Source organism: Hungatella sp. SL.1.14, assembly GCF_024460495.1.
GTDB lineage: Bacteria > Bacillota > Clostridia > Lachnospirales > Lachnospiraceae > Hungatella > Hungatella hathewayi.
The window spans coordinates 21,035-44,281 of sequence record NZ_JANFYJ010000034.1; the positions used below are offsets into that span (position 1 = coordinate 21,035).

The window sequence follows — 23,247 nt, forward strand, 5'->3', positions numbered from 1 at the left end:
TGACAATTTACGTCACCGCCTGTTAAAAACAGGGACAATCTTATATAATAAGGATTAGTCAAAAAAGAAACCGGAGGGAAATATGAAATCATTTAATATCTGGAAGAAAATAGCCGCGGGAATCCTGTTTTTGAATATTGTTTTAACCAGTTTTATCGGACAGCCCGTGGCCGCAGAAGGAACGGAAGGACAGCCTGCCATACAGCGTATGGGGTTTTCCTCAAAACTGGCCATCGGACCGGGAAGCCAGCTCTTTGACGGCGGAAGCCTGTCTCTCTTAGCTGACCACGGCAACCGTCAGATGCTGTCCATGGTTATGCAGTCGAAGGATGGGACACTGGTCGTTATCGACGGCGGCTGGGACAGTGATTCTGCTCATTTGCTCGACGTGATCCGCTCCAGGGGCGGCCATGTGTCCGGCTGGTTCATCACCCATCCCCATTCCGATCATGCCGGCGCCCTGATTGAAATTTTAAATAATCCGGACAGCCAGATTACCATTGACAACGTCTATTACAAATTTACAGACCAGGAGTGGTATGATACCCATGGTTCCGGACGCGGTGACTTCGTGGTCAGCCTTCGGGATGCTCTGGCGGGGCTTCCTCCTGAGAAGCTTCATGGCGACATCACCAAAGGGCAGGAAATACAGCTGGGCGATATCCGGGCCGTCGTCATGAACGATCCCTATCTCCTGGATGTCACCTCCGTCAATAACAGCTCGGTCGTCTATAAATTTTATTTAAACGGCGTGAGCATCCTGGTCCTGGGGGACTTAGGGCCGGAAGGCGGTAACCTGTTGATGAGTGAATACACTCCCGCTGATTTAAAGAGCGATATCGTGCAGATGTCGCATCACGGACAGTACGGTGTAAACCGTGACGTCTATGCGGCCATCAATCCGCAGATTGCCTTATGGCCCTGCCCCCAGTGGCTCTGGGACAATGACAACGGCGGCGGAGTCGGAAGCGGAGACTGGAAGACACTGGAAACCCGCCAGTGGATGGAGGAACTGGGAGTTCGCGCCAACTACTGCATCAAGGATGGCGATCAGGTAATCTATTAATTCCCAATGTAAAAAACGAAAATAAAACGGCCTGTCGCCATGAAGCTGACAGGCCGTTTTATTTTCGTATCAGTCCCCGCCCGGGCCGTCCCTTCTGGGGCGTGTCGACTCGGGAAGCGGCTCCACATAGAAACCGTCCTTATATGGCTCTGTGTCCACTTCAGGAATATCTCTGTCACCGTAATCATCTTCTTTCGGATCATACAATGCCATTTCCGTCACCTCCTTCTCTGAGCTGTTATCAGCCTTCCATCTGTCTTCCAAGGAATCCTGCTGCCGTTGTAGCCAGCTTCGTTTCCATATCTCCAAATCTTGCTCTCGGCTCCCGGCTTAATAATGCAACCGCTCCTATGGCATCGCCTTCACAAATAATCGGCGCAATTACCTGAGCGGTGATTCCTTCCAGCGTTTCGCCGGTCAGCGGAATAAAATTCTTATCATCTTTTCCAGCCAGGACAACGGTTCTTTCGTTAATCACATTTTCCAGCTGCTTGCTGATCGTCTTCTGGAGCAGTTCCTTTTTCGATCCACCGGCCACTGCGATCACCTGATCCCGGTCGCTGATGCAGACGGTAAGTCCCGTGGTCTGTGCCATGGCTTCCGCATACTGAGATGCAAACGCTGTCAGTTCAACCATCGGTGAATATTTCTTTAAAATGATTTCGCCTTCCCTGTCTGTGAATATCTCTAACGGCGTCCCTTCTCTCAAACGAAGGGTTCTCCTGATTTCTTTCGGGATTACCACACGGCCAAGGTCATCAATTCTCCTTACAATACCTGTTGCTTTCATATAAAACTCCTCCATGGTGTACAATTTTATATCACTGATACTATTTTGCTACGAACGCTGAGATTTATACTCATGTCTGCCATTTTTCGTAATATATCCCTGTCGCTTTCCATTGAACGGAGTTTTTTTATATGAAAATGCGCCAGTTCTTATGAACTGGCGCCAGTGATATCAGGTTCTGCGATTGATGGCCCGTTCTGCCATACTTCTCCTTCCCTTCTACACTCTTTTATACGGTTCCGGTACTCCAACCAGGCACACCGGCGAGGCGCAGCTGATTTCCCGGTTCATATCGGTGATCGTACCATTTTCTTCATCAAAATGTAACATGGTAATCGTATGACTATCCTGATTGGCAGAAAGAAGTATGTCCCCGCACAGGCAGAAGTCTCTGGGCGTCTTTCCTTTTGTTCCGGTCCGTCCTGCCAACGTCAGAAGTCCCGTACCGGCGTCCACCGCATACACTGCGATGCTGTCGTGCCCCCGGTTGGAGGCACAGAGGTAACGCCCGTCTTCTGATAAATGAACAGCGGCACATGTGTTATTCTCCATAGATTCCGGCAGCGTGGAAACTCTCTGCAGAATTCGATTTTCCTCTGCGCCGCATTCCATCACAAAGAGTTCCGAGCTCAGTTCGCTCACCACATACATAAGCTCCCTTCTTTCCCGATTTAAGACAAAATGTCTCGGCCCCGTACCTTCCGGAAATATCATATCGTGTTTTTCGTCCGGAACCAGTTTTCCGTTCTCTTCATCAATCCGGTAATAGCGGATTCTGTCAATTCCTAAGTCTGCACACCAGAGTCCTGCTTCATCCGCTGAATATCCAACGTAATGTACATGCGGCCCTTCCTGCCTCTCTTCATTCGGCCCGTGACCGTAATGCTGTTTCAAATCACAAAGTTCTCCGACAGAGCCGTCTGCATTTAACCGGAACATGGATACGCTGCCGCTCAGATAGTTGGCTGCATACAGAAACCCTCTCTTCTCATCGGGAAGCAGATGGCACGGCAGAGTTCCAGCGGTTCCCTGCGTATTGAGAAGCGTCAGGGAGCCTTCGTCGATCCGGAACGCTGCCACGCCTCCGCCCTCCCTTCCTTCATAAGCCATATCCTCCATAACGGAATATAAAAACTTTCCATCGGCGGAAACCGCCAGATACGATGGATTCGACACTCCGGCGGCGGCAAAGACTTCTGTGAGCTGCGGCTCTCTGCCTTCTCTCCGCGTCAGCCTGTATCCGTGGATTCCAGCTTCCTCAGCCGGTCCATAGCATCCTGCGTATACGAAATAATTCTGCTTCATGATCGTTATCCTTTCCCTGTATGGTAATTTACTCTTTTCACCCCGATAAAAAGAAGCTGCGCACCGCCGATTTTACACAGCCGGTGCAGCAGCTCCCTTTCAAAATCTTTTAAGCATGCTCCTTACAGAATCCGGAACAGCCGCCTGCTTACGAAACTCTCACTACTCTTTCGCAGTCTTCATTGTCTGAATCAGAACGCTCCTTCCGTGACCCTTGGTGATACGTCCTTTGAGGAACATACATATGCCTCATGCGTCACCCTTGCCGCCGTGCTGTCAGGAACCGGAGCAACAAATCTGTTCTCAAACGATTCATTCCTTTGAATGGTCAGCTCATTCGAAACTCTCTGCAGAAGATACATACCTAAAACGTCCATGGTTACCACCTTTCTCTTGTTTTATGATTATGGAAATATAGCATGCATTGGGGATTTTCATCCCTTCTTCTACTATTATTATATCATAAAATAGGCTAATAGCAACCACTGTAAGCTTAATTTTTTATAAACACTTTTCAGAATACTCTTTATTTTTCTGTCAATTCATACAACTGTTTCAACAGTTCCTCTGCCTGCTCCATCATGCCGGCAGTGGTCTGGTTTTTCCGCCTGTCGATGAACGTAAAATACGGTTCTTCTGCCATATGGAACTTCAAATCCCCTCGGTACTGATCCACCATAGCCGGTATACCGGCCACACTCAGCTTCGCTTTTTGATACATGGTAAGGCGAATCTCCTGGCTGTTGATATTTACCTCGGTGACATAAGCACTGTGAGCCAGCGCCTTGATCCCAGCCACACGCAGAAGATTTTCCACCGGTTTTGGAATATCCCCGAAACGGTCCATCAGCTCATCCTGCATATCCATGTATTCATCTTCATTCTCAATACTGGAAATCCTCTTATAGATATCCAGCTTCTGATATTCATTCTTAATATAGGAAGTGGGAATATAGGCGTCGATGTCGCAGTCCACTACCGTTTCATACGTATCCTCTTCCCTGCGCTGGCCCTTTAACTCTAATACCGCCTGATTCAACAGCTTACAATAAAGATCATAACCGACCGCTTCCATGTGGCCATGCTGTTCCGCTCCCAGAACGTTGCCTGCCCCGCGGATCTCCAGATCCCGCATGGCAATCTTGATGCCGGACCCCAGCTCCGTAAATTCCCGAATAGCCTGAAGACGCTTCTCCGCCTCTTCCCGAAGCATCTTGTCGCGTTTATACATGAGAAACGCATAGGAGGTACGGCTCGACCGGCCCACGCGTCCTCTTAACTGGTACAGCTGCGAAAGCCCCATACGGTCCGCATCCTGTATAATCATGGTATTGGCATTGGGAATATCGAGCCCCGTCTCAATAATGGTGGTACAAACCAGCACATCGATCTCTCCGTTCACGAAATCAAACATGATGCGTTCCAGTTCATGCTCATGCATCTGTCCATGGGCAAAGGTGACTGTGGCTTCCGGTACGAGACTGGCAATGTGGCCTGCCACCTCGTCGATGTTGCTGACACGGTTATATACATAATATACCTGTCCGCCACGGGAAAGCTCCCGGTTAATGGCCTCCCGTACCATCTCGTCATTATACTCCATCACGTACGTCTGGATCGGCATACGGTCCACCGGCGGTTCCTCCAGAACGCTCATATCACGAATTCCCACCAGACTCATGTGCAGTGTCCTGGGAATCGGAGTCGCCGTCAACGTGAGAACATCTATATTTTCCTTCAGCTTCTTGATCTTCTCTTTATGTGCCACACCGAACCGCTGTTCCTCATCGATAATCAGAAGCCCTAAATCTTTAAACTGGACATCCTTTGACAGCACACGGTGGGTACCGATCACAATATCCACAAGTCCGCGTTTCAAATCCTCAAGCGTCTTTTTCACCTGAGACGGTGTACGGAACCTGGACATTAGATCCACACGCACCGGAAAATCCTTCATGCGCTGGACGAAGGTGTTGTAATGCTGCTGCGCCAGAATGGTAGTCGGAACCAGATACACCACCTGCTTTTCATCCTGAACCGCTTTGAAGGCGGCGCGCAGGGCGATCTCTGTCTTTCCATAGCCCACGTCACCGCAGATCAGACGATCCATGATCTTCCGGCTTTCCATATCACTCTTGGTGGAATCGATGGCATCCAGCTGGTCCTCCGTCTCCTCATAGGGAAACATCTCTTCAAACTCCTTCTGCCATACGGTATCCGGTCCGTACTGAAAGCCCTGCGTATCCTGTCTGGCCGCGTAAAGCTGTACTAAATCTTTCGCAATCTCTCTTACAGCGCCCTTTACCCGGGTTTTGGTCTTATTCCATTGATCTCCTCCCAGGCGGTTTAATTTGGGCTTCTTCGCCTCGGCACCAGCATACTTCTGAATTCCGTCCAGACGGGTAGCAGGCAGATAGAGATTGCCTCCGTCTCCGTATTCCACCTTTAAGTAATCTTTTATCACCCCGTCCTGTTCGATTTTCTCAATTCCGCGGTATATACCGAGGCCATGGTCCTCATGAACCACATAGTCTCCCACTGCCAGGTCGGAAAAGCTCTGAATCTTCGTTCCCTCGTAAGTGGTTTTCTTCCTCTTCCGTTTCTTTTTCTCCACACCGAACATGTCGCCTTCCGTGATCACGATAAACTTAATCATCGGATACTCGAAACCACGGTGCAGGTTTCCGTAGGTCACCAGAATCTCGCCCGGCTTCACCTCCACCTCTTCCCGGCTCTCATCCGGGCACCAGGCCCACAGGCTGTACTCCCGCAAATCGCTGGCAAGACGGCTGGATCTGGTTCTGGAAGCGGAGAGAAGAATGACACGGTATCCCTCCCGTTTCCATCTGGTTAAATCCTTTATTAGAAGCTCAAATCCATTCTGGTAGGAGTTTACATTTTTCACGGAAAGGCTGTACCGTTCCTTTACCGTAAAGCCGGAAAGTTTCTGCTCCAGTCCGGTTAAATACGCAGTCCGGTCTCTCTGAGCCTTCGCCAGCATTTCCTTCGCGGGATAGAGAAGTCCCGTTTGTCCGGGAAGCAGATAGCCGTGTTCGAGGCGGGATATCATACTCTCCCGAAACTCTTCCTCCACCGTGGCCCCCTTTTCCTTCAGCCGCTCCGGCTCATCTAAGTAGATAACCGTGTTATCTTCCGGAAAATAATCAAGAAACGACACGCTGTCCCTGCAGAAATAGTGGATATATCCGTCCAGTCCATGCTGCTTCCAGCCTTCCCTTAAGCCGTCCAACAGTTCCGAGACAATAGAATGGATCCGGGCCGCTTCCTCGGTTTTCAACTGGTTCCTTAGCTCTTTCTCGTATTTCTTAGCCTCTTTTTCAATGGCTTCCCGTCCGTCTGTGATCTGCTGCTTCGTCAGCACCATCTCCGTTGCCGGGTAGACCAGGACCCGTTCCAGTTCTTCAATGGAACGCTGGCTCTCGATATCAAAGGTACGAATGGAGTCCACTTCGTCGTCCCAAAGCTCGATGCGGACAGGCAGCTCCTCTGTCAGCGGAAAGACATCGATAATTCCGCCGCGGATCGAGAACTGGCCCATGCCATCTACCTGGGCCACGCGCTCGTATCCCAGTTCCACCAGTTTTTCCTTCCACTCTGCGATATCTAAGGTCTGTCCGCTCTCCACCTCGAGAATCTGTTTCTGTAAAAAAGACAGCGGAAGCAAATGATCCATCAATCCGTCAAAGGTAGTGACGACCACGCCGGACTTCTCCTCCATCAGCCGGCGGAACACAGCCATACGCTGTTTGGTCAAAAGATTACCGTGAATATCCGCATTAAAGAACAGTAAGTCCCTGGCCGGATACAGGGAGACTCCCGGTTCGAAATTGCGGAAGTCCTCGTAGATCTCCCTGGCTCTGGTATCATCATACGTAACCACCAGCTTCCAGGGCACCTCCTTCGCCGCCTCGTACATTAGGTGAACTTTCTGGGAATCCATACAGCCGCTTATTAAAACCGGCCCTTTTTTCCGGTTTAAATCACGGTCTAAGTCTTCAAATTCCTTCAGCTCTCTTAATGGACTTTCAAACACATCGCTCATGAATTCTCCTTATGCTTTCTGTTATAATGGTTCATCGCCGCATCGGCCCCCTCCTCGATCATCATGCAGGCCGCATCGGCTGCGTCCCGGTATGCCTCTTCCATGACAGCCTGCTGCTCTTTCGGAAATCTCCCCAGCACATAATCCGCTAAGTCCATGCCGCGCGGTTTTTCACCAACTCCGATGCGGATTCTTGGAAATTCCTGGGTTCCCAGATGGCTGATGATATTTTTTAAACCATTATGGCCGCCTGCGCTTCCTTTTAAACGGATGCGCAGCTGCCCTTCAGAAAGATTAATATCATCACAGAGAATAATAATGTTCTCCGGTTCTATTTTATAAAAATCCGCTATTTCCCGAATACTTTCCCCACTTAAGTTCATATACGTCTGCGGCTTTGCCAGAATCACTTTCTGGCCGCCAATATAACCTTTACCGTACAGCGCTTTATGCTTCTTCTCCGTCACCGTCGTTCCGGCCTTGTCCGCCAGAATATCGATGGCTTCAAAGCCTACATTATGTCTCGTCTTTTCATATTCCCTTGTTGGGTTTCCCAGTCCTGCGATCAGATACATATATTTCGCTCCTTATTATGTTCTATATTAATACATCTCCAAGTTCATACCAATTATTTCCGTGAATAATGCCGCACGAAAATTTTTTGTTCATAATCATGTCAAACCCTCTGCGCCTATAGCGGAGTATTTGACTTCAGAACGCCCGAAAAGCGCTAGATTTCCTGATAGGGGGCATCTAACGCTGGCTGGTTTACTCATTTTAACAGTTTGGAACCTTAATGTAAAGGGGGACGAGAGATTTATCATGATGGTTTTAAAAAGTACTTGAAAAATGGGTAAAATTCGATTATAATAGACTTAAAGAAAGCACCCACTCCAAAAGTGGATGCTCCAGGGGTTGTTAAATGTCCTTACGGACACCGCCCATCCTGTTGGCAGACAGGATGGGCATTTTATTTGCGCTTATTTCTCTTATCGAGAAAGGCGATTACCGCTACAAGCAGGCTTCCAAAGGACATCAATAGTGCTAATATCCCTGTAAAGATCGATATAATCTCATATGCTGTCATAGACGATACCTCCTTTCCTATGTATTCCCCAAAGGGGGTTACCAGTTCTGGAGGCGGCCACTCCTGTCATGAGTGCTTTCCTGTTGTTTATTTTACCACAATCAGATGTATTTTTCAATTGTTTTGAAATCACTTCATAACTGCTTATTACCGTTTACCAAATTTCTCCCGCCGCACCTTGCGGTGCCCCGTTCAATATGGTAAAATGCAAGTGTCACTGAATCACACCTTATATAGGTTCAAAATAGGTTGAACGTTTCTACCAACTACCGGAATAGTTGACTATAAGGCTGGTTGGTATTTTTATGGGAAAAGGAGTGTTGTTCATGAGTTCAAATTCAAGTAACTATGATGTGATCATCATCGGGGCGGGGCCTTCCGGTATTTTCTGTGCCTATGAACTGATTCAGCAAAAGCCGGATTTAAAGATCCTGATGGTCGAAAAGGGGCGCAGAATCGAAAACAGGACATGTCCGAAACGGACGACCAAGACCTGTGTCGGATGCAAACCGTGTTCCATTACCACCGGCTTTGCCGGAGCGGGAGCATTTTCCGACGGCAAGCTGTCACTTTCCCCGGATGTTGGGGGGAATCTCCCGGAGATTCTGGGATATGATAAGACGGTAGAGCTCTTAAAGGAGTCTGATAATATCTATCTGAAATTCGGCGCCGACACGAATGTATACGGCATTGACAAGCAGAAAGAGATTCAGGAAATCCGGAGAAAGGCGATTAACGCCAACTTAAAACTGATTGAATGTCCGATCCGCCATCTCGGCACAGAGGAAGGCTACAAGATCTATACGCGCCTTCAGGAGCATTTACTGGCTCAGGGCATAGAGATGGAATTCAACACCATGGTAAAAGACATTATTATAGAGGACAATGAGGCAAAGGCCATCGTTACCGACAAAGGCGAAACGTATTACGCGCCGGAGATTGTATCCGCCATCGGCCGTGAAGGCTCTGACTGGTTCAGCCACATCTGTGACGCCCACGGCATCGAAACCCGCGTCGGAACAGTGGATATCGGGGTCCGTGTAGAAGTCCGCGACGAGATCATGGAATTCTTAAACAAGAACCTCTATGAGGCAAAGCTGGTTTACTACACCCCGACCTTTGACGACAAGGTGCGTACCTTCTGTACCAACCCTTCCGGCGAGGTCGCTACAGAGTATTACGAAAATGGTCTGGCTGTCGTCAACGGTCACGCCTATAAGTCCAAGGAATATAAGACTAACAATACGAATTTCGCAATCCTTGTCTCCAAAAACTTCACGAAACCATTTAAGACACCGATCGAATACGGCAAACACATTGCCCAGCTCAGCAACATGCTCTGCGACGGCAAGATTCTGGTTCAGACCTTTGGTGATTTCCAGCGCGGCAGACGTACCACGGAAGAGCGTCTCTGCCGCAATAACTTAATCCCAACCTTAAAAGACGCGGTTCCCGGCGATTTATCTCTGGTATTCCCGCACCGCATCATGGTCGATATCAAGGAAATGCTGCTGGCTCTGGACAAGGTTACTCCAGGTATTGCCAGCGACGAGACGCTGCTTTACGGTGTGGAAGTGAAATTCTACTCCAACAAGGTTGTGGTTAACTCTGATTTTGAGACCAGCGTTACAGGTCTTCGTGCCATTGGCGACGGTGCCTCTGTGACTCGCGGACTTCAGCAGGCGTCCGCCAACGGAATCAGCGTGGCGAGAAGTATTCTTAAAAAATTAGAGAGTCAGAAAAAGGAATAGAACAGAAAAAGCGCGGAAACGCCGGCCAGAATTGCTGTCGGCTTTTCCACGCTTTTTTAATTTAATTATTTACATTTAAACCGAAGGGTCTCCCCATGCACCGATTCACATTTTATTCAAACAAAACATACTCATAATCACAGTATCCCGCTGATTCTTCATTTTCACGCGAGCAGGACCACAGACAGAGCTTGGCTCCCGTCCAGGTAGCCCGGCAAAGTGTAAATACCGGCTCCAGTTTCTGAAAAACAGTTCCGTCGGCAGACCAGGTAAAACGGTATGTCTTATCCCCGGAAACAGAGAGCTTTAACCACAGGCAGCTGCCTTCGGCCGGTACCTTAAGGATACACCGTTCTTCTGCTTCTCCCTGAAACATCTTATCCGACACCGTTCCCTCGTAACAGCGAAGCTCCGGTCCCTCTGGCCCCTGGTAAATGCCTGCATACCCATAGGAATGACCGACCATGCCGATACCGCCAAAATCTCCGGTCTTCTCCCCATGAAGTTCCAATTTGACAATCATGGAAAACTCCTTTTGCTGCGGAATCTGTGTCAGCACATTAGGGGCGTACCACAGGAGATTATCTCTGTCCGGGTTTCTGCGGCAGTAGAGCCTCAAATGTCCCGGAGCAGCGGTCAATGAATAGTTTTCCCGATTCGGATTCGCCTGCCACTGCCACTGAAGTCCCAGCTTCTCCGAGGAGAAATCATCCCCACGCACAATCTCATATTCCGGCATGTCCTCCGCAGGCATATTCCATTCTGCTACGGGTTCGCCGATTCCGTCTCCGTCCGTATCCTGCCCCATAAACGGCCAGCCGTCTACAAAGCACACTGGCTGGAGATGAATGATTCTTCCCAGTTCAATGACATCCTGGAAATGGAGAAACCAGTCTCTCCCATCCGTGGAGGTCACCCAGCCCCCCTGGTGAGGGCCATTAACCGGAGAATTTCCCTGGCGCATGACAATCTTATACTCATAGGGTCCATATACCGATTTGGATCTTAAGCAGGACTGCCAGCCGTTTTCCACTCCGCCGGACGGCATCAGAACGTAATAATATCCGTCTTTTTTATACATCTTGGGTCCCTCTGTGGTTGGGGCAATCTGCTCGCCGTCGAATATCAGAACCGGTTCCCCGATGAGCTCCCGGCAGTCCGGGTCGATCTCCACCAGCATCAGACGGTGCTTAATCCCGGCCCTGCTGCCCGCATAGGCAAATATCATATAAGCTTTCCCGTCCTCGTCCCAGAACGGGCACGAATCGATCCAGCCCTTCCGTTCGCACAGCATATTCAGCTGAAATTCTCCGTATGGATCGCTGCTTCTGGCTACCAGAATCCCCTCATCCACCAATGGGATAAATACAAAAAAGGTCCCGTTATGGTACCGGATGGCCGGCGCCCAGGTTCCTGAACCGTGAGAAGGCACCGCATATTTTTCATAAGGGAGCTCCTTCACACAGTAGTTAATCAGTTCCCAGTGCACCAGGTCCTTCGAATGAAGGAGAGGTACCCCAGGCAGATAAGTAAAAGAAGACGCCACCATATAGTAGTCTTCTCCCACCCGAATCACATCGGGATCCGAATAGTCCGCATACAATACCGGGTTTTTGTAAGTCTGCATAAAATCCTCCGTTTCTGCCCTGCCGTTCTTGTTCACAGCCTGCCCCTGCGGCCCGCTCCGGCAGGAGCAGGCTGTGAACAAGATGTTACTACAGGCCATGTATTCTCATAAAGTTCGTTAAATTCTGTGCAATCATGGTATGACCCGCGTCCGAAGGATGCAGTCCGTCTGAAGACAGCCCCCGGAAAGTTCCCATGATCTCTGTTCCCTTCTTATAATACAACCGATCATACTTTTTTTCCAGTACAGATACACACTCTTCTATCTTTTTTCTGAATGCGTCAGACCGTTCGTCTCCCTCAAAATCGTAATGATTGTAATACATGTCGGTCACGATAACGGTCTTTTCCGGATGGGCATGTTTAACAGTATCGATCCACTGATAAGCCCGTTCGTAAAGCTGGCCGTCGGTCCATTCTTCAATCACATTCACTCCCAGCTCAAACACGGCGGCATCCCAGTCTGTCAGGCCTGCAATATATTCTGCCATCGCACAGTCCATAAATGCGCTGCCGGCACTTCCCAGATTGATGAAATCGTATCCCAGCTCCCACGCCGTCTGAAACGCATATGTCCTCGATGGAACGGAAGCGTTGCCGCCGTGGGTGATGGATGAACCGTAAAACAGCAGGCGCTTTTCCGGCATTTCCTCCGTCTTGGGCAGCCGGATCGCCCCCCGGATCTCCCGGATACAGCAGCCCCAGTCGTAGGGAAGCAGGACTCTCGTCACCTGGGGAGCAAATCCGCCCGGGTTACGCGGGAAACGGCAGATATGGCTCCAGTCCTGTCTGCGAATGGTGATCTCCGTCACATTCACGTCTATAACCTCCGGGCTGATCTCACAGCTCCCCTGGTAATCTCCCGAAAAGACCTCCAGGATTCCCCTGGACTTAATCTGCCCGCTTACCGGCAGTCTTCTGAGAACAATGGTAACCGCATCCTCTTCCATTACAAAACGCAGCTCACTGTTGCTTACAAACAGCATGTTGCTCTGTGCTTTTGGATTCAGCTGGCGCCTGACGGCCTCCGGAATGCGGCCGATGATATAATCCCCATATGTATCGTCCTGTTCGAGACTCTCCACATGGTACAGCAATCCCCGATCAAATTCCATGGCTGTCTCCTATCCTTTCATACCAGTGGTTGCAATCCCTTCCACAAAATACTTCTGCGCCGCAAAAAACAGCAGAATCAGCGGAAGAATGGATACCAGCGCCATCGACATCACCTGGTTCCACTGAATGTTGGAGGTGACATCGATGCTGACCCGGAGTGCCAGAGACAACGGAAACTTGGAAACCGTATTGATATAAATATTGGTATTGAAGAAATCATTCCACGTCCATAAGAACTGAAACAGTCCTGCGGAAAAGAGAGCCGGCTTCAGCAGCGGAAGCAGAATCTGGATAAAACACTGAAACGGGCCGCAACCGTCGATATAAGCCGATTCGTCCAAATCCCTCGGGAGCCCCCTTAAAAACTGTACCAGCATAAATACGAAGAACGGGTAGCAGCCTGCCGCCGCCGGAGCAAAGAAGGTCATATAGGAGTCCAGCCAGCCCAGCTTGTTAAACAGCGCGTATCTCGGTATGATGATCACCGCATTGGGAAGCATAAGCGTCGCGATCAAAACCATGAACAGAAACTGGTTTCCCGGAAAATCAAACCTGGCGAACCCGTAGGCCACCAGCGAACAGGATGCCAGCGTGAGCAGCGTCGTGGGAACTACCAGGGCAAAGGTATTAATGAAGTACTGGGCATACGTATAGGTCCCTGTGGTCTTCCATCCCTTCACAAAAGCTTCCAGGCTCCAGCCCTGAGGCAGAATGCTTAAGCTGCCGAATATCTCATTGTTGGTCTTAAAACACGCGAAGAACATCCAGATGACCGGAAACAGCATGACGATGCCGAACAGGCCCAGAAACACGTAGGTCAGACCCTTTTTTACTGCTTTATTTTTCATCCCGATTTCCTCCTAGTTATCATAGTAAACCCATTTCCTGGATGTTGCAAACAAGATCAGGGTCATGATCATGATGATGACAAACAGGATCCACGATGTCGCACAGGCGTATCCCATCTTAAAATATTTAAACGCATCCGTATAAAGCTTCATCCCCAGCACGTAGGTCGCCTTGTTGGGACCTCCGTTCGTCACGACAAACGCCGAGGTGAAATTCTGAAGCGCCGTGATCAGCTGCATTATGATGTTAAAGAATGCGATGGACGTGATCATCGGAAGCGTGATCTTAAAAAAGATTCTTACCCTGGAAGCGCCGTCGATCCTGGCCGCCTCGTAAAGCGACTGGGGAACCTGTTTCAGTGCGGACAAGAATAAAACCATGGAAGAGCCGAACTGCCAAATCTCCAGCATACAGATGGTGGTCAGAGCCATCTCCGGCCTGCCCAGCCATTTGACCGGCGCAATATGGATCACGCCCAGAAGACTGTTAATGAAGCCGTCATTCATAAACAGCACCTTCCATAGAATAGCGACCGCCACAGAGCCGCTGAGCAGCGACGGAATATAGTATACGGTCCTGATAAAATTGATCCCCTTCAGTTCCCGGTTTAAGATCATGGCAATGATCAGAGCCAGCACCACCTTGCCGGGGACCGTAATAAACGTATATTTTAAGGTAACGGTTAAAGAATTCCAGAATTCCTTGTCCTTTGTAAACAGCCGCACGTAATTGTCCAGACCTACAAACTCAGGTTTGTGGAAAATGTCGTAGCTGGTAAAGGAATAAAGTAATGAACTCACAAAGGGATACAGCTGAAATACCAGGAAACCAAAAATCCAGATACACACGTAAAGGAATCCAATCCGGTTCCTCTTGGTCCAGCCGCCGTGGTTTGGCCGCGGCTTCACACTCACATTCGCCATAATAGCTTCCTCCTGCCTCTTAAAACGGCCCGGAATCGTTCTCTATCCGGGCCGCACATCTCATTTCAGGGCGTATTCAAACTCTTTCTTAATTCAAACCGCTTAAGTAATCATTGATTAAATCAATGGCATTCTCTGCCGCCTCCTCAGGCGTACTCTGACCATAGGCAACGCTCTCGATCATGTCTTCCTGAATCGCATAGACCTCGGCGCTCGTCGTATAGCCCTTATCACTTTTACCGTTTAACCCTGCCGCCAGATCAACAGCCTCCACTACGGTTGCATTTAACAGACCTTTCTCTGCGCAGAGTGTTCTGGCTGAAGCGGTAGGCGGTACGGATCTTACATCCTTTAAGGTCTCCTGGGCCTGCGGGTCATTATAGAAGTAATCCATGAACTTTACAGCCTCTTCCACATGATCGGAATTCTTGTTCACCGTCATGTACTGAGGTGTGTCTGCAAAGTAGCCGTCGCTTACCCGGTTCTCCGCCATCGGCATCTGGACTACGCTGCATTTCGTTTCCGGAATCGCATCCATTAAAAGGCTGATACTGGAAGACGGTCCATAAGCAAATACAAATTTGCCGTCGATCCATTTTGGATTGGTATGGATCTGTCCTTTAAAGGTTGCACTGTCCTCGGCCGGTTCAAAGACACCGCCGTCGTAGCAGTCTTTGATGTACTGAAGCACTTCCACCAGCTGCTCCTTCGTAAAGCTGATCTTCTTTTCACTGTCAATAATAAACGATTCACCTGTCATCTGACGTAAATACGGTCTCAATACATACTCACACAGAATCTTGGTATCCACGTTCATATAATAATAGTCCGGATTCTGGGCGTGAAGGGCTTTTCCATCCTCCAGCATGGAATCCCAGGTAATCTGCTTTGTCAAATCCACGCCGTTAGCCTCTGCCGCCGCCGTGTTGGCTACCGTCGCCAGACATGACATACCGGTCGGAAGCGCTAACAGCTTACCGTCGAATGTTCCAAACTGGCTGATAAAGGTCTCATCAAATCCGGACGGATCAAATAAATCCGGATAATCCTTAAAATTCACAAAGAAATCGCCTCTCGAGATAAAGTCCGGGAGAGAGTCCACATTCTGCTGAAGAATATCAGGAGCTGTTCCATTGGCCAGCATGGTGGAAACCTTATCGATATATCCCTGATCGGAGTTCATCTCAGCTTCGATCCTAATCTCCGGATGGAGTTTTTCATACTGATCGATAACGGCCAGAGTCGCCTCATTTCTGGCATCGCCGCCCCACCACATAAACCGCAGGGTAATCTGGTCTCCGGAAGCCTTTTCCGTCGTTTTCTCCGCTGCCTTCTCTGTTGACTGTCCTCCTTCCGGCGCATTTGATGCGGCCGGAGCCGGTTCATTGGTACAGGCCGTCAGTGACGACGCTGCCATCAGTCCTGTCATAAGCAGACAGGTAAGTTTCTTTCCTTTTCTCATATCTGTTACCTCCGTTTATTGTTAACGGTACCGTTAACTGATTAATCCCAGTATAACGAATTTTTTACAAAGAGAGAAGAAACTTCAATTACGGAATCGTATCATTTCTTACAAAGTTGTGGAAAAAGGTATCATTTCTTATGATATTTCTTCATTATCATGGAAGAATGGCTTTGTTGAAAAAATACGGATGCTTTTTCTCCTTTTTTTCTATATAATAACAATCAATAGAAGCAAACAGAAACCATACGTTCAGAGAAAGGGGTCACTTCGTATGTATCAGGTCATCATTGTCGACGATGAAGCCAAGATTCGCAACGGAATCGCCGGGCTGTTCCCGTGGAGCCAGCTGGGCTTTGAGATTGCCGGCTGTTTTTCCAATGGAAAAGCCGCCTACGAATACACACTTGCCAACCATGTGGATCTGGTACTGTCTGATATCCGCATGCCCATCATGGATGGCCTGGAGCTCTCCGAAAAGCTCCTCGAGAAAAGGGACATAAAAATCATCTTCTTCAGCGGCTACCAGGACTTCGAGTATGTCCGCCGGGCGCTGCGCACCGGAGTCGTCGATTACCTGCTGAAACCGGTAAAATACGAGGATCTGGTGGACTGCCTCACCCGCATCCGGGATCGCTTAAACAGCGAAACCCACGCGGCCCCCGCCAGGGAGGAAGAGAATCTGACCTATTACGAAAAAATCATCAGCCTGGTTAAGAATTACCTGGACACCGACTATCAGAATGCCACGCTCGAACAGGCGGCCCGGCTCGTAAATCTAAGCCCCAACTACTTATCGAGAATCATGAAGGAACACTCTGATGTCAATTTTTCCGATTATCTCTTAAAAACCCGCATGGAAAATGCCGCGCGGATGTTAAAGGATATCGGCTGCAAACAGTATGAGATCGCCTATCGGGTGGGCTACGACAATCCCAAAAACTTTTCCAGGGCCTTTCACCAGTATTTTCACATGACGCCTTCGCAGTATCGGAAAAGCAGCGGCGCAGATCATGATTACGGGGGGATATCATGAGAAAACGCAATTTTATCAAACGTTTTTTATACTATACGGGAATCATCACCATTCCCATTATTACGCTGTGCTTTATCTTCATGGCCGTCATCGTATACCGAAAACAGCAGGACATCGAGACTGAGGCCATCAAATCGGCTCAGGCTGTAAGGGATAACTATTCTCTTGTGCTGGACAGCGCCGCGACCCAATACGAGCTTCTGGCCCGAAATCCCAGGATGTCCATCTCCCTGCGCAATTACATATCCCATAAACAGATTGGCTATCTGGATGTGATTCTCACCAACAGCATCCTGTCCAATTTTGCCTCGCTGACCAACCATGCCTCCTACATTGCTTCGGTCTACTACTATCTGGACGGTTACGATTCCCTCCTAACCTCCAATACAGGAGGCCTCACCAGTCTGGCCCAGTACTCCGATTTAAACTGGCTGCCCTCCTATGCCGAATCAGATCAGAATGAATGGATCGAGAAACGGAATATGCACTTATACTCTTATACCAATCCGGTCCCGGTGCTGACCTATTATAAAAAGCTCAGCATGTTCCGTGGCGTCGTCATGGTAAATATCTACGAGGACCAGTTAAAACAGATGCTGGAATCAAATTCCAGCCTGGATCAGTTCTTTATCATCGATTCGGACGGCAATTTTCTTCTTCAGGGAAAAGGGACGGAGGAACCGGATCCGGAATCGAAAGAGGCCCTTATAGAGGCGGTACATGCCGCTTCCGGAACTCCCTTCCAGGACTGGCTCTCACTCGGACGCACCAGATATCTGGTGCGGATCATTCCCGCGGACTGCGGCACCTACATCGCTGCATGCACCAGCCGTTCCAGCTATTACCAGGCATTGTACACGCTTCTTTTACAGCTGTTTATCGTACTGGCAGTCATCATCTGCACCGTAGTGTGGATCGCATACACCATTACCAAAAAGAACTTTCAGCAGATTGATTACTTTGTCACCGTATTTTCCGATGCCGAGCGGGGAACCTATAATAATGAAAAACCGGCGTTTATCAAAGATGAATATGACCTCATCCTGAACAATATCGTACAGCTTTTTATCAACCAGACATTCCTGAAGAACAAGCTGGCCTTAAAGGAGCAGGAACAGAAGCTGGCGGAAATGACGGCCCTCCAGCTGCAGATCAACCCCCATTTTCTGTTTAATACGCTTCAGACCCTGGATTTCAAGGCACTGGAGTATACCCGGATGCCTACAGCCTTAAACAGAATCATCGAGGCCCTGTCGGATATTCTCAAATACTCGCTCCAAAACACAATGTCCATGGTCACGCTGAAAGACGAAATCGAATATCTGAAAAAATACGATCACATCCAGCAGTACCGGTACGAGGACAAATACATCCTCTACTACGACTACGAGGAAGAGCTGGAAAGCACTCCTATTATCCGGCTCATTCTTCAGCCCCTCATTGAAAACAGTCTGTATCACGGAATCAAACCGTTAGACGGTTCCGGTTTTATCAAGTTAAAGATCACGGAACGGGATAACTGGCTGACAGTCACTGTGATAGATACCGGTGTTGGTATGGAAAAAGCGGAAATAACAGCGCTTTACGAAAAAATAAACCATCCCGGAAATGAGAACATCGGACTAGCCAACGTAAACAGCAGGCTGGTCATGCAGTACGGGGAGGAATCCAGACTGAAAATACTGAGCAAGAAGCATATGGGAACCTGTATTTCGTTCCGGATCCCATTTTCACAGTCTTTATAAAATCTTTATATCCGAAATGCAAAACCTTCCTTGTGTTTTTTCTATTTTGCAATATAATAATACTATTACTATTTTTATTTCCACTCAATATTTCTTAAAAGGGAGTTTCGCATGAAGAAAAAAACAAAGCTACTCTTAAACCTTGCTCTGACCCTGTTTTTTGCGGTCATGATCATTGTCAAGGGCCCCAACTTAAATCCGCTGTATTCAGACGGCGCATTTGCCTGGTGTTTTATATTCAGCGCCTACGTCGTCTTAAATTTCCTGATCGGGCTCGGCGGAATCCGTATTACCACGGATCAGGCTTCTCATATGTCCGTCAGTGTGGACAAGAACGTCAAGGGAATTAAAACAGGATTTACGCTGCTCATTATTTTCTGGGTGCTGTATTTTGCAGCTACGGTTATATCCATGCCTCTGTTTAATTATAAGGCCTACCGTGACCAGCTGGGACAGCCGGAAATTTCAGAATTCACCGATACCGTGCAGCCGCTGGCCTTAAACCAGCTTCCGGTCGTGGACAAGGCTCTGGCAAGGGAGCTGGCCGATAAGAAGGTCGGTGAAAACCCCGGACTGGGAAGCCAGGTCGTACTGGGCACACCAGTCATCCAGAAGGTCAATGATAAGCTGGTATGGGTTGTACCGCTGGAGCACTCCGGCTTCTTCAAATGGTTAAAGAATCTGGACGGTTCCGCCGGATACATTATCGTTTCCGCAACCGACGTCAGCGATGTAGATCTGGTGACAGACCACAAGATCAAGTATCAGGAGAATGCCTATCTGCTGGATGACTTAAACCGTCACGTTCGCCTGTTCGAAGGCGGTCTCTTCCGGGGTATGACAGATTACTCCTTCGAGCTGGATGATGACGGTGTTCCGTACTGGGTCATCACTACCTATAAGAACCGCTGGCTGTTCAGCCTGCCCGAAGCAAGCGGAGTGGCGATCGTCAACGCCACCACCGGTGAGACCAACTACTACGATGTCGATAATCTGCCGGAATGGGTCGACCGTGTTCAGCCGGAAGCCTTCATCATGCAGCAGATTCAGAATCAGGGCGCATACGTTCACGGCATTTTCAACTTCTCCAACCAGGATAAGTTCCGTACCAGCCAGGGCAATATCATCGTTTACAACGGTTCTGACTGCTACCTCTTCACAGGACTCACCAGCGTGGGCTCCGACGAATCGGCCATCGGCTTCATCATGGTAGACATGGTGACAAAGGAGCCGAAGATGTACCAGATGAGCGGTGCCACGGAGATGGCGGCCCAGCAGTCTGCCCAGGGTAAGGTTCAGCAGTATGGCTATACCGCCTCCTTCCCGATGATTATCAATCTGGATGGAAAAGCCACGTATTTCATGACATTGAAGGACAGAGCGGGTCTGATCAAGCAGTACGCATTCGTCTCCGTATCCAACTATACAAATGTAGGCACCGGGGAGACCATCGACAGTGCTCTTCGGAATTTCAGGCAGGTAATGGGAAGCAGCAACGACGGCATCATCACTGGTCAGGGTGCGAAGGAAGCGGAAGGAAAGGTCTACCGGATCGCCAGCGAGGCATTGGGTGAGAGTATCACCTACAAGCTGATCCTGAAGGAAAAACCGAACCAGATCTTCACCATTTCCTACGATTTAAGCAATGAACTGGCCCTCACAGAGCCGGGTGACCGTGTAAAGATCAGCTATATGGCAAGCGGTACCGGAATCTGCATCGCCACCGCATTCGACAATCTGGAGTTTAAACAGATATCCGAGGATGAAGAAACGGCTCCGGCTGAACCGCCTGTTCCTTTACCACCATCTTCACCGGGCAGTGAGGTGCCGGATGGAGATGAAGCTGAAGGCGCCAGCGGCATTCAGGACAGCGATGAACCTGCGGTGGCTGAGAGCAGCGAGGCCATGGAATCGGGAAGCAGTGCAGAATAAGATTGTACAGGACAGATTCATTTTAAAATTATAAGGTTAAAAAAAGCTTTGGAATTACTGCCGACAGTAGTTCCAAAGCTTTTTAATTTCCTTGTTTATTCTGTGATTCCCTGCCGCCCAGCCATGTCATTCCCAGAATCAGCACGGCTCCGGCCATCTGTGGGCCGCTCATGGTCTCTCCGAGGATCACGGCAGATAAGATAATCGCCGTCACCGGATCGATATAGCTTAAGACTGCCACTGTCTGCGCAGGCAGCTTCTTCATGGCTGAAAAATAAAGAAGATATCCCACCCCGGTATGCACAATTCCGACAAATACCAGCAGAATCCATGAGACCGCCGGGACCGCCGCAAACACCGCAGAGAACGGCTCAGCCGAAGTCAACAGTGTATAAGGAAGCAGGATGACTGCCGCCACCCCCAGCTGTGCAGCGGTGGTCTCCAGGCCGGTCAGTCCTTTCATAAATTTATTAAGTATCATAACACTGGCATAGAGAACCGCCGCCATCAGGCCGAAGAATATGCCAATCAGGCCATTTTCTCCCTGATCCAGAAAGAGTACATTGGATACCAGTATCATTCCAATGACCGCTCCTGCCGCACAGCAGAGCTTTCGCTTTGTCAGTTTCTCCCCCAACACAACCGGAGACACCAGAATCACAAACACCGGCGCGAAATAATAGCTGAGCGTCGCGCAGGACACCGTCGTATAGCGATATGCCTCAAACAGAAAAATCCAGTTAAACCCGATTGCCGCTCCCGATAAAACCAGCACCAGCCAGTTGCTCTTAACCGCCTTCCAGTTAACCGGCTGTTTCATCAGACTCCCCGCCGTTACCAGAAAGAAGCAGCCAATCACTCCCCGCACCAGTGCGATCACACTGGAGGGGAGCGCGATTCCCCGTACAAACAGCCCGATGCTTCCAAACATCAGCATGGCCGCGATCACATTTATCTTTGCTTTCATACTTTAACCCATTCCTTTGTTAAACTACGATTAACTTTAGTTGTTTTTCCTGGGAATGTCAACCTCTTTTCTTACAGAAAACAGGCGCCACTCCAAATATCCGGCAGTGGCGCCTGTTCTCAACTCTTACTTTTGTCTTTGCAGCCCGCTTAAATCAGTTTCAGCTTCTTCATGGCATACTCGATTCCGTCATCCTCCACATTCTTTGTAAAGAACGTGGCATACGGTTCCAGTTCCACATCATGGTGTCCCATAAGAATACAGTTCTTCGCATGTTCGAACATAGGAAGATCATTGGTGCTGTCACCGAACACATAAGCATCCTCCAGCGCCATGCCGTACTTCTCAAGAACCACATCGATAGCAGTCGCCTTGGAATAATCCGCCGGAACACATTCATAGAATCCGTCTCCGCGGTCAATGATGTTGTATTCCAGTCCCAGAGCCCTTGAAAATCCGGCCAGATCGCTCTGCTCATCTGCAAACACACAGAACTTATCAAAATCAAAGCAGTCGTCTTCCCAGGTATAAGGGGCCCCATGGCCGTCTCTCTCGATATTCTCCCGAATCTGCTCCAGCTGGGTAAATCTGGTTCTTTCTTTTCTGAAATAGCAGTGCTCCGTGCCTTCCAGAATTCCTCCCAGATTGTATTTTATAATATCTTTCTTAATCTGAAGACCGCGTTCATGAGGAATGGTAAAGGAGAACAGCACTTCATCTCCCACGATCACCCTCGTGCCGCATCCGCAGCAATAGCCGTCCACTTCAACCAGGTCCCTGATCGGGCCGATCAGGCTGTATGTACGGCCGGAATTGATAAATACCAGATGTCCGGCCGCCCGTGCTCCCGCAACAGCCTTTCTGGCACTCTCCGGTACATTCCGGTTCACTTCCGAGAGAAGCGTACCATCTATATCAAAAAATAATGCCTTTCTGTTACTTGTCATTCATCACCCCGAAAACGGATACTGCCCGTTTTTTCATCCATGCTTTCTACGATTGCAAGGGATTCGACACGGATTCCATCTGCGCGCAGACGGTCTCCTCCAGGCTGAAACCCTTTCTCGATCACAATCCCGGCACCGATCAATTCTGCTCCCGAATCCTTCACCACGGCTGCCAGGCCCTCTAAAGCCTTGCCGTTAGCCAGGAAATCATCGATCAGCAGCACCTTGTCTCCGGCACCTAAAAACTCTTTGGCAACCATGATATCATAGACTTTTCCATGTGTAAAAGATTCCACCTTGGTGGTGTAGACATCTCCGGCGATATTCTTCGTCTTGGACTTCTTCGCAAAAACTACCGGAACATCGAAATACTGGGCAACAATACATGCGATGCCGATTCCGGATGCCTCAATTGTAAGGATCTTATTGATGTCAGCATCAGAAAAGCGTCTTTTAAACTCCTTTCCGATCTCTTCGAACAGCTTAATATCCATCTGATGGTTTAAAAAGCTGTCTACCTTCAATACATCGCCGGATTTAATCTTTCCGTCTTTCCGTATCCTGTCCTTTAAAAGCTGCATA

The 23,247-nt window shown here is 49.1% G+C and carries 19 protein-coding genes and 1 riboswitch; of the genes, 5 read left to right on the forward strand and 14 right to left on the reverse strand.

What is annotated here, in order from left to right; genetic code table 11:
• Positions 1–82 precede the first annotated feature (82 nt).
• Positions 83–1,066, forward strand: a complete 984-nt coding sequence (locus tag NE473_RS26575; protein ID WP_006771421.1) for a ComEC/Rec2 family competence protein — start codon at positions 83–85, stop codon at positions 1,064–1,066.
• A 69-nt stretch (positions 1,067–1,135) separates the two neighbouring features.
• Here the strand turns inward: NE473_RS26575 and NE473_RS26580 are convergent, their stop codons facing one another.
• The 6 genes from NE473_RS26580 to pth form a co-directional block, all read right to left on the reverse strand.
• Complete coding sequence (locus NE473_RS26580) at positions 1,136–1,279, reverse strand: hypothetical protein (RefSeq protein ID WP_022032440.1); 144 nt, start codon at positions 1,277–1,279, stop codon at positions 1,136–1,138.
• A 28-nt stretch (positions 1,280–1,307) separates the two neighbouring features.
• Entirely contained in the window at positions 1,308–1,856 is a 549-nt protein-coding gene (spoVT, locus tag NE473_RS26585; protein WP_022032441.1) for a stage V sporulation protein T, read from the reverse strand.
• 219 nt (positions 1,857–2,075) lie between these two features.
• Entirely contained in the window at positions 2,076–3,161 is a 1,086-nt protein-coding gene (locus NE473_RS26590; RefSeq protein WP_055651853.1) for a lactonase family protein, read from the reverse strand.
• A gap of 191 nt (positions 3,162–3,352) precedes the next feature.
• Entirely contained in the window at positions 3,353–3,538 is a 186-nt protein-coding gene (locus NE473_RS26595; RefSeq protein ID WP_022032443.1) for a hypothetical protein, read from the reverse strand.
• Between the two features lie 149 nt (positions 3,539–3,687).
• Positions 3,688–7,224 carry a transcription-repair coupling factor gene (mfd, locus tag NE473_RS26600; protein WP_055651852.1) on the reverse strand — a complete coding sequence of 1,179 codons (3,537 nt, stop codon included), beginning with the start codon at positions 7,222–7,224 and terminating at the stop codon, positions 3,688–3,690.
• The gene (gene pth, locus NE473_RS26605; RefSeq protein WP_006771414.1) at positions 7,221–7,799 is read right to left on the reverse strand and encodes an aminoacyl-tRNA hydrolase; all 579 of its coding nucleotides are present in this window, start codon (positions 7,797–7,799) and stop codon (positions 7,221–7,223) included. The genes mfd and pth overlap by 4 nt, the downstream gene beginning before the upstream one ends.
• Positions 7,800–8,520: 721 nt before the next feature.
• A riboswitch (purine riboswitch) is annotated at positions 8,521–8,616 on the forward strand.
• 21 nt (positions 8,617–8,637) lie between these two features.
• Between pth and NE473_RS26610 the strand changes: the two genes are divergently transcribed.
• Positions 8,638–10,062 (forward strand): NAD(P)/FAD-dependent oxidoreductase, encoded by a 1,425-nt coding sequence (locus tag NE473_RS26610; RefSeq protein WP_055651851.1) that lies wholly within the window; start codon positions 8,638–8,640, stop codon positions 10,060–10,062.
• A gap of 112 nt (positions 10,063–10,174) precedes the next feature.
• Here the strand turns inward: NE473_RS26610 and NE473_RS26615 are convergent, their stop codons facing one another.
• From NE473_RS26615 to NE473_RS26635, 5 genes are all read right to left on the reverse strand, one after another.
• Positions 10,175–11,689: a glycoside hydrolase family 43 protein gene (locus NE473_RS26615; RefSeq protein ID WP_055651877.1), complete on the reverse strand. Its 1,515-nt coding sequence runs from the start codon at positions 11,687–11,689 to the stop codon at positions 10,175–10,177.
• Positions 11,690–11,777: 88 nt separating this feature from the next.
• A complete protein-coding gene (locus tag NE473_RS26620; protein ID WP_055651850.1) occupies positions 11,778–12,803 on the reverse strand; it encodes an SGNH/GDSL hydrolase family protein in 1,026 nt (341 codons plus the stop codon).
• 9 nt (positions 12,804–12,812) lie between these two features.
• Positions 12,813–13,652 (reverse strand): carbohydrate ABC transporter permease, encoded by an 840-nt coding sequence (locus NE473_RS26625; RefSeq protein ID WP_006771409.1) that lies wholly within the window; start codon positions 13,650–13,652, stop codon positions 12,813–12,815.
• A gap of 12 nt (positions 13,653–13,664) precedes the next feature.
• Positions 13,665–14,576, reverse strand: coding sequence for a carbohydrate ABC transporter permease (locus NE473_RS26630; RefSeq protein WP_055651849.1), 912 nt, complete (start codon positions 14,574–14,576; stop codon positions 13,665–13,667).
• An 88-nt stretch (positions 14,577–14,664) separates the two neighbouring features.
• Complete coding sequence (locus tag NE473_RS26635; protein WP_006771407.1) at positions 14,665–16,038, reverse strand: ABC transporter substrate-binding protein; 1,374 nt, start codon at positions 16,036–16,038, stop codon at positions 14,665–14,667.
• A 274-nt stretch (positions 16,039–16,312) separates the two neighbouring features.
• On the opposite strand from NE473_RS26635, the gene NE473_RS26640 reads away from it, so the two are divergent.
• The 3 genes from NE473_RS26640 to NE473_RS26650 all read left to right on the forward strand — a co-directional run bounded on the left by NE473_RS26640 (position 16,313) and on the right by NE473_RS26650 (position 20,751).
• Complete coding sequence (locus tag NE473_RS26640) at positions 16,313–17,074, forward strand: response regulator transcription factor (protein ID WP_022032450.1); 762 nt, start codon at positions 16,313–16,315, stop codon at positions 17,072–17,074.
• The gene (locus tag NE473_RS26645; RefSeq protein WP_055651848.1) at positions 17,071–18,819 is read left to right on the forward strand and encodes a cache domain-containing sensor histidine kinase; all 1,749 of its coding nucleotides are present in this window, start codon (positions 17,071–17,073) and stop codon (positions 18,817–18,819) included. Before NE473_RS26640 ends, NE473_RS26645 begins: the two co-directional genes overlap by 4 nt.
• Positions 18,820–18,930: 111 nt before the next feature.
• A complete protein-coding gene (locus NE473_RS26650) occupies positions 18,931–20,751 on the forward strand; it encodes a hypothetical protein (protein ID WP_242866243.1) in 1,821 nt (606 codons plus the stop codon).
• Positions 20,752–20,833: 82 nt separating this feature from the next.
• Here the strand turns inward: NE473_RS26650 and NE473_RS26655 are convergent, their stop codons facing one another.
• The 3 genes from NE473_RS26655 to NE473_RS26665 all read right to left on the reverse strand — a co-directional run bounded on the left by NE473_RS26655 (position 20,834) and on the right by NE473_RS26665 (position 23,246).
• A complete protein-coding gene (locus NE473_RS26655) occupies positions 20,834–21,718 on the reverse strand; it encodes a DMT family transporter (protein WP_055651847.1) in 885 nt (294 codons plus the stop codon).
• Between the two features lie 149 nt (positions 21,719–21,867).
• On the reverse strand, positions 21,868–22,665 hold the full coding sequence (locus NE473_RS26660; RefSeq protein WP_055651846.1) for an HAD-IIB family hydrolase: 798 nt from the start codon (positions 22,663–22,665) through the stop codon (positions 21,868–21,870).
• Positions 22,662–23,246, reverse strand: a complete 585-nt coding sequence (locus tag NE473_RS26665) for a xanthine phosphoribosyltransferase (protein WP_006771401.1) — start codon at positions 23,244–23,246, stop codon at positions 22,662–22,664. Before NE473_RS26665 ends, NE473_RS26660 begins: the two co-directional genes overlap by 4 nt.
• Position 23,247 lies beyond the last annotated feature (1 nt).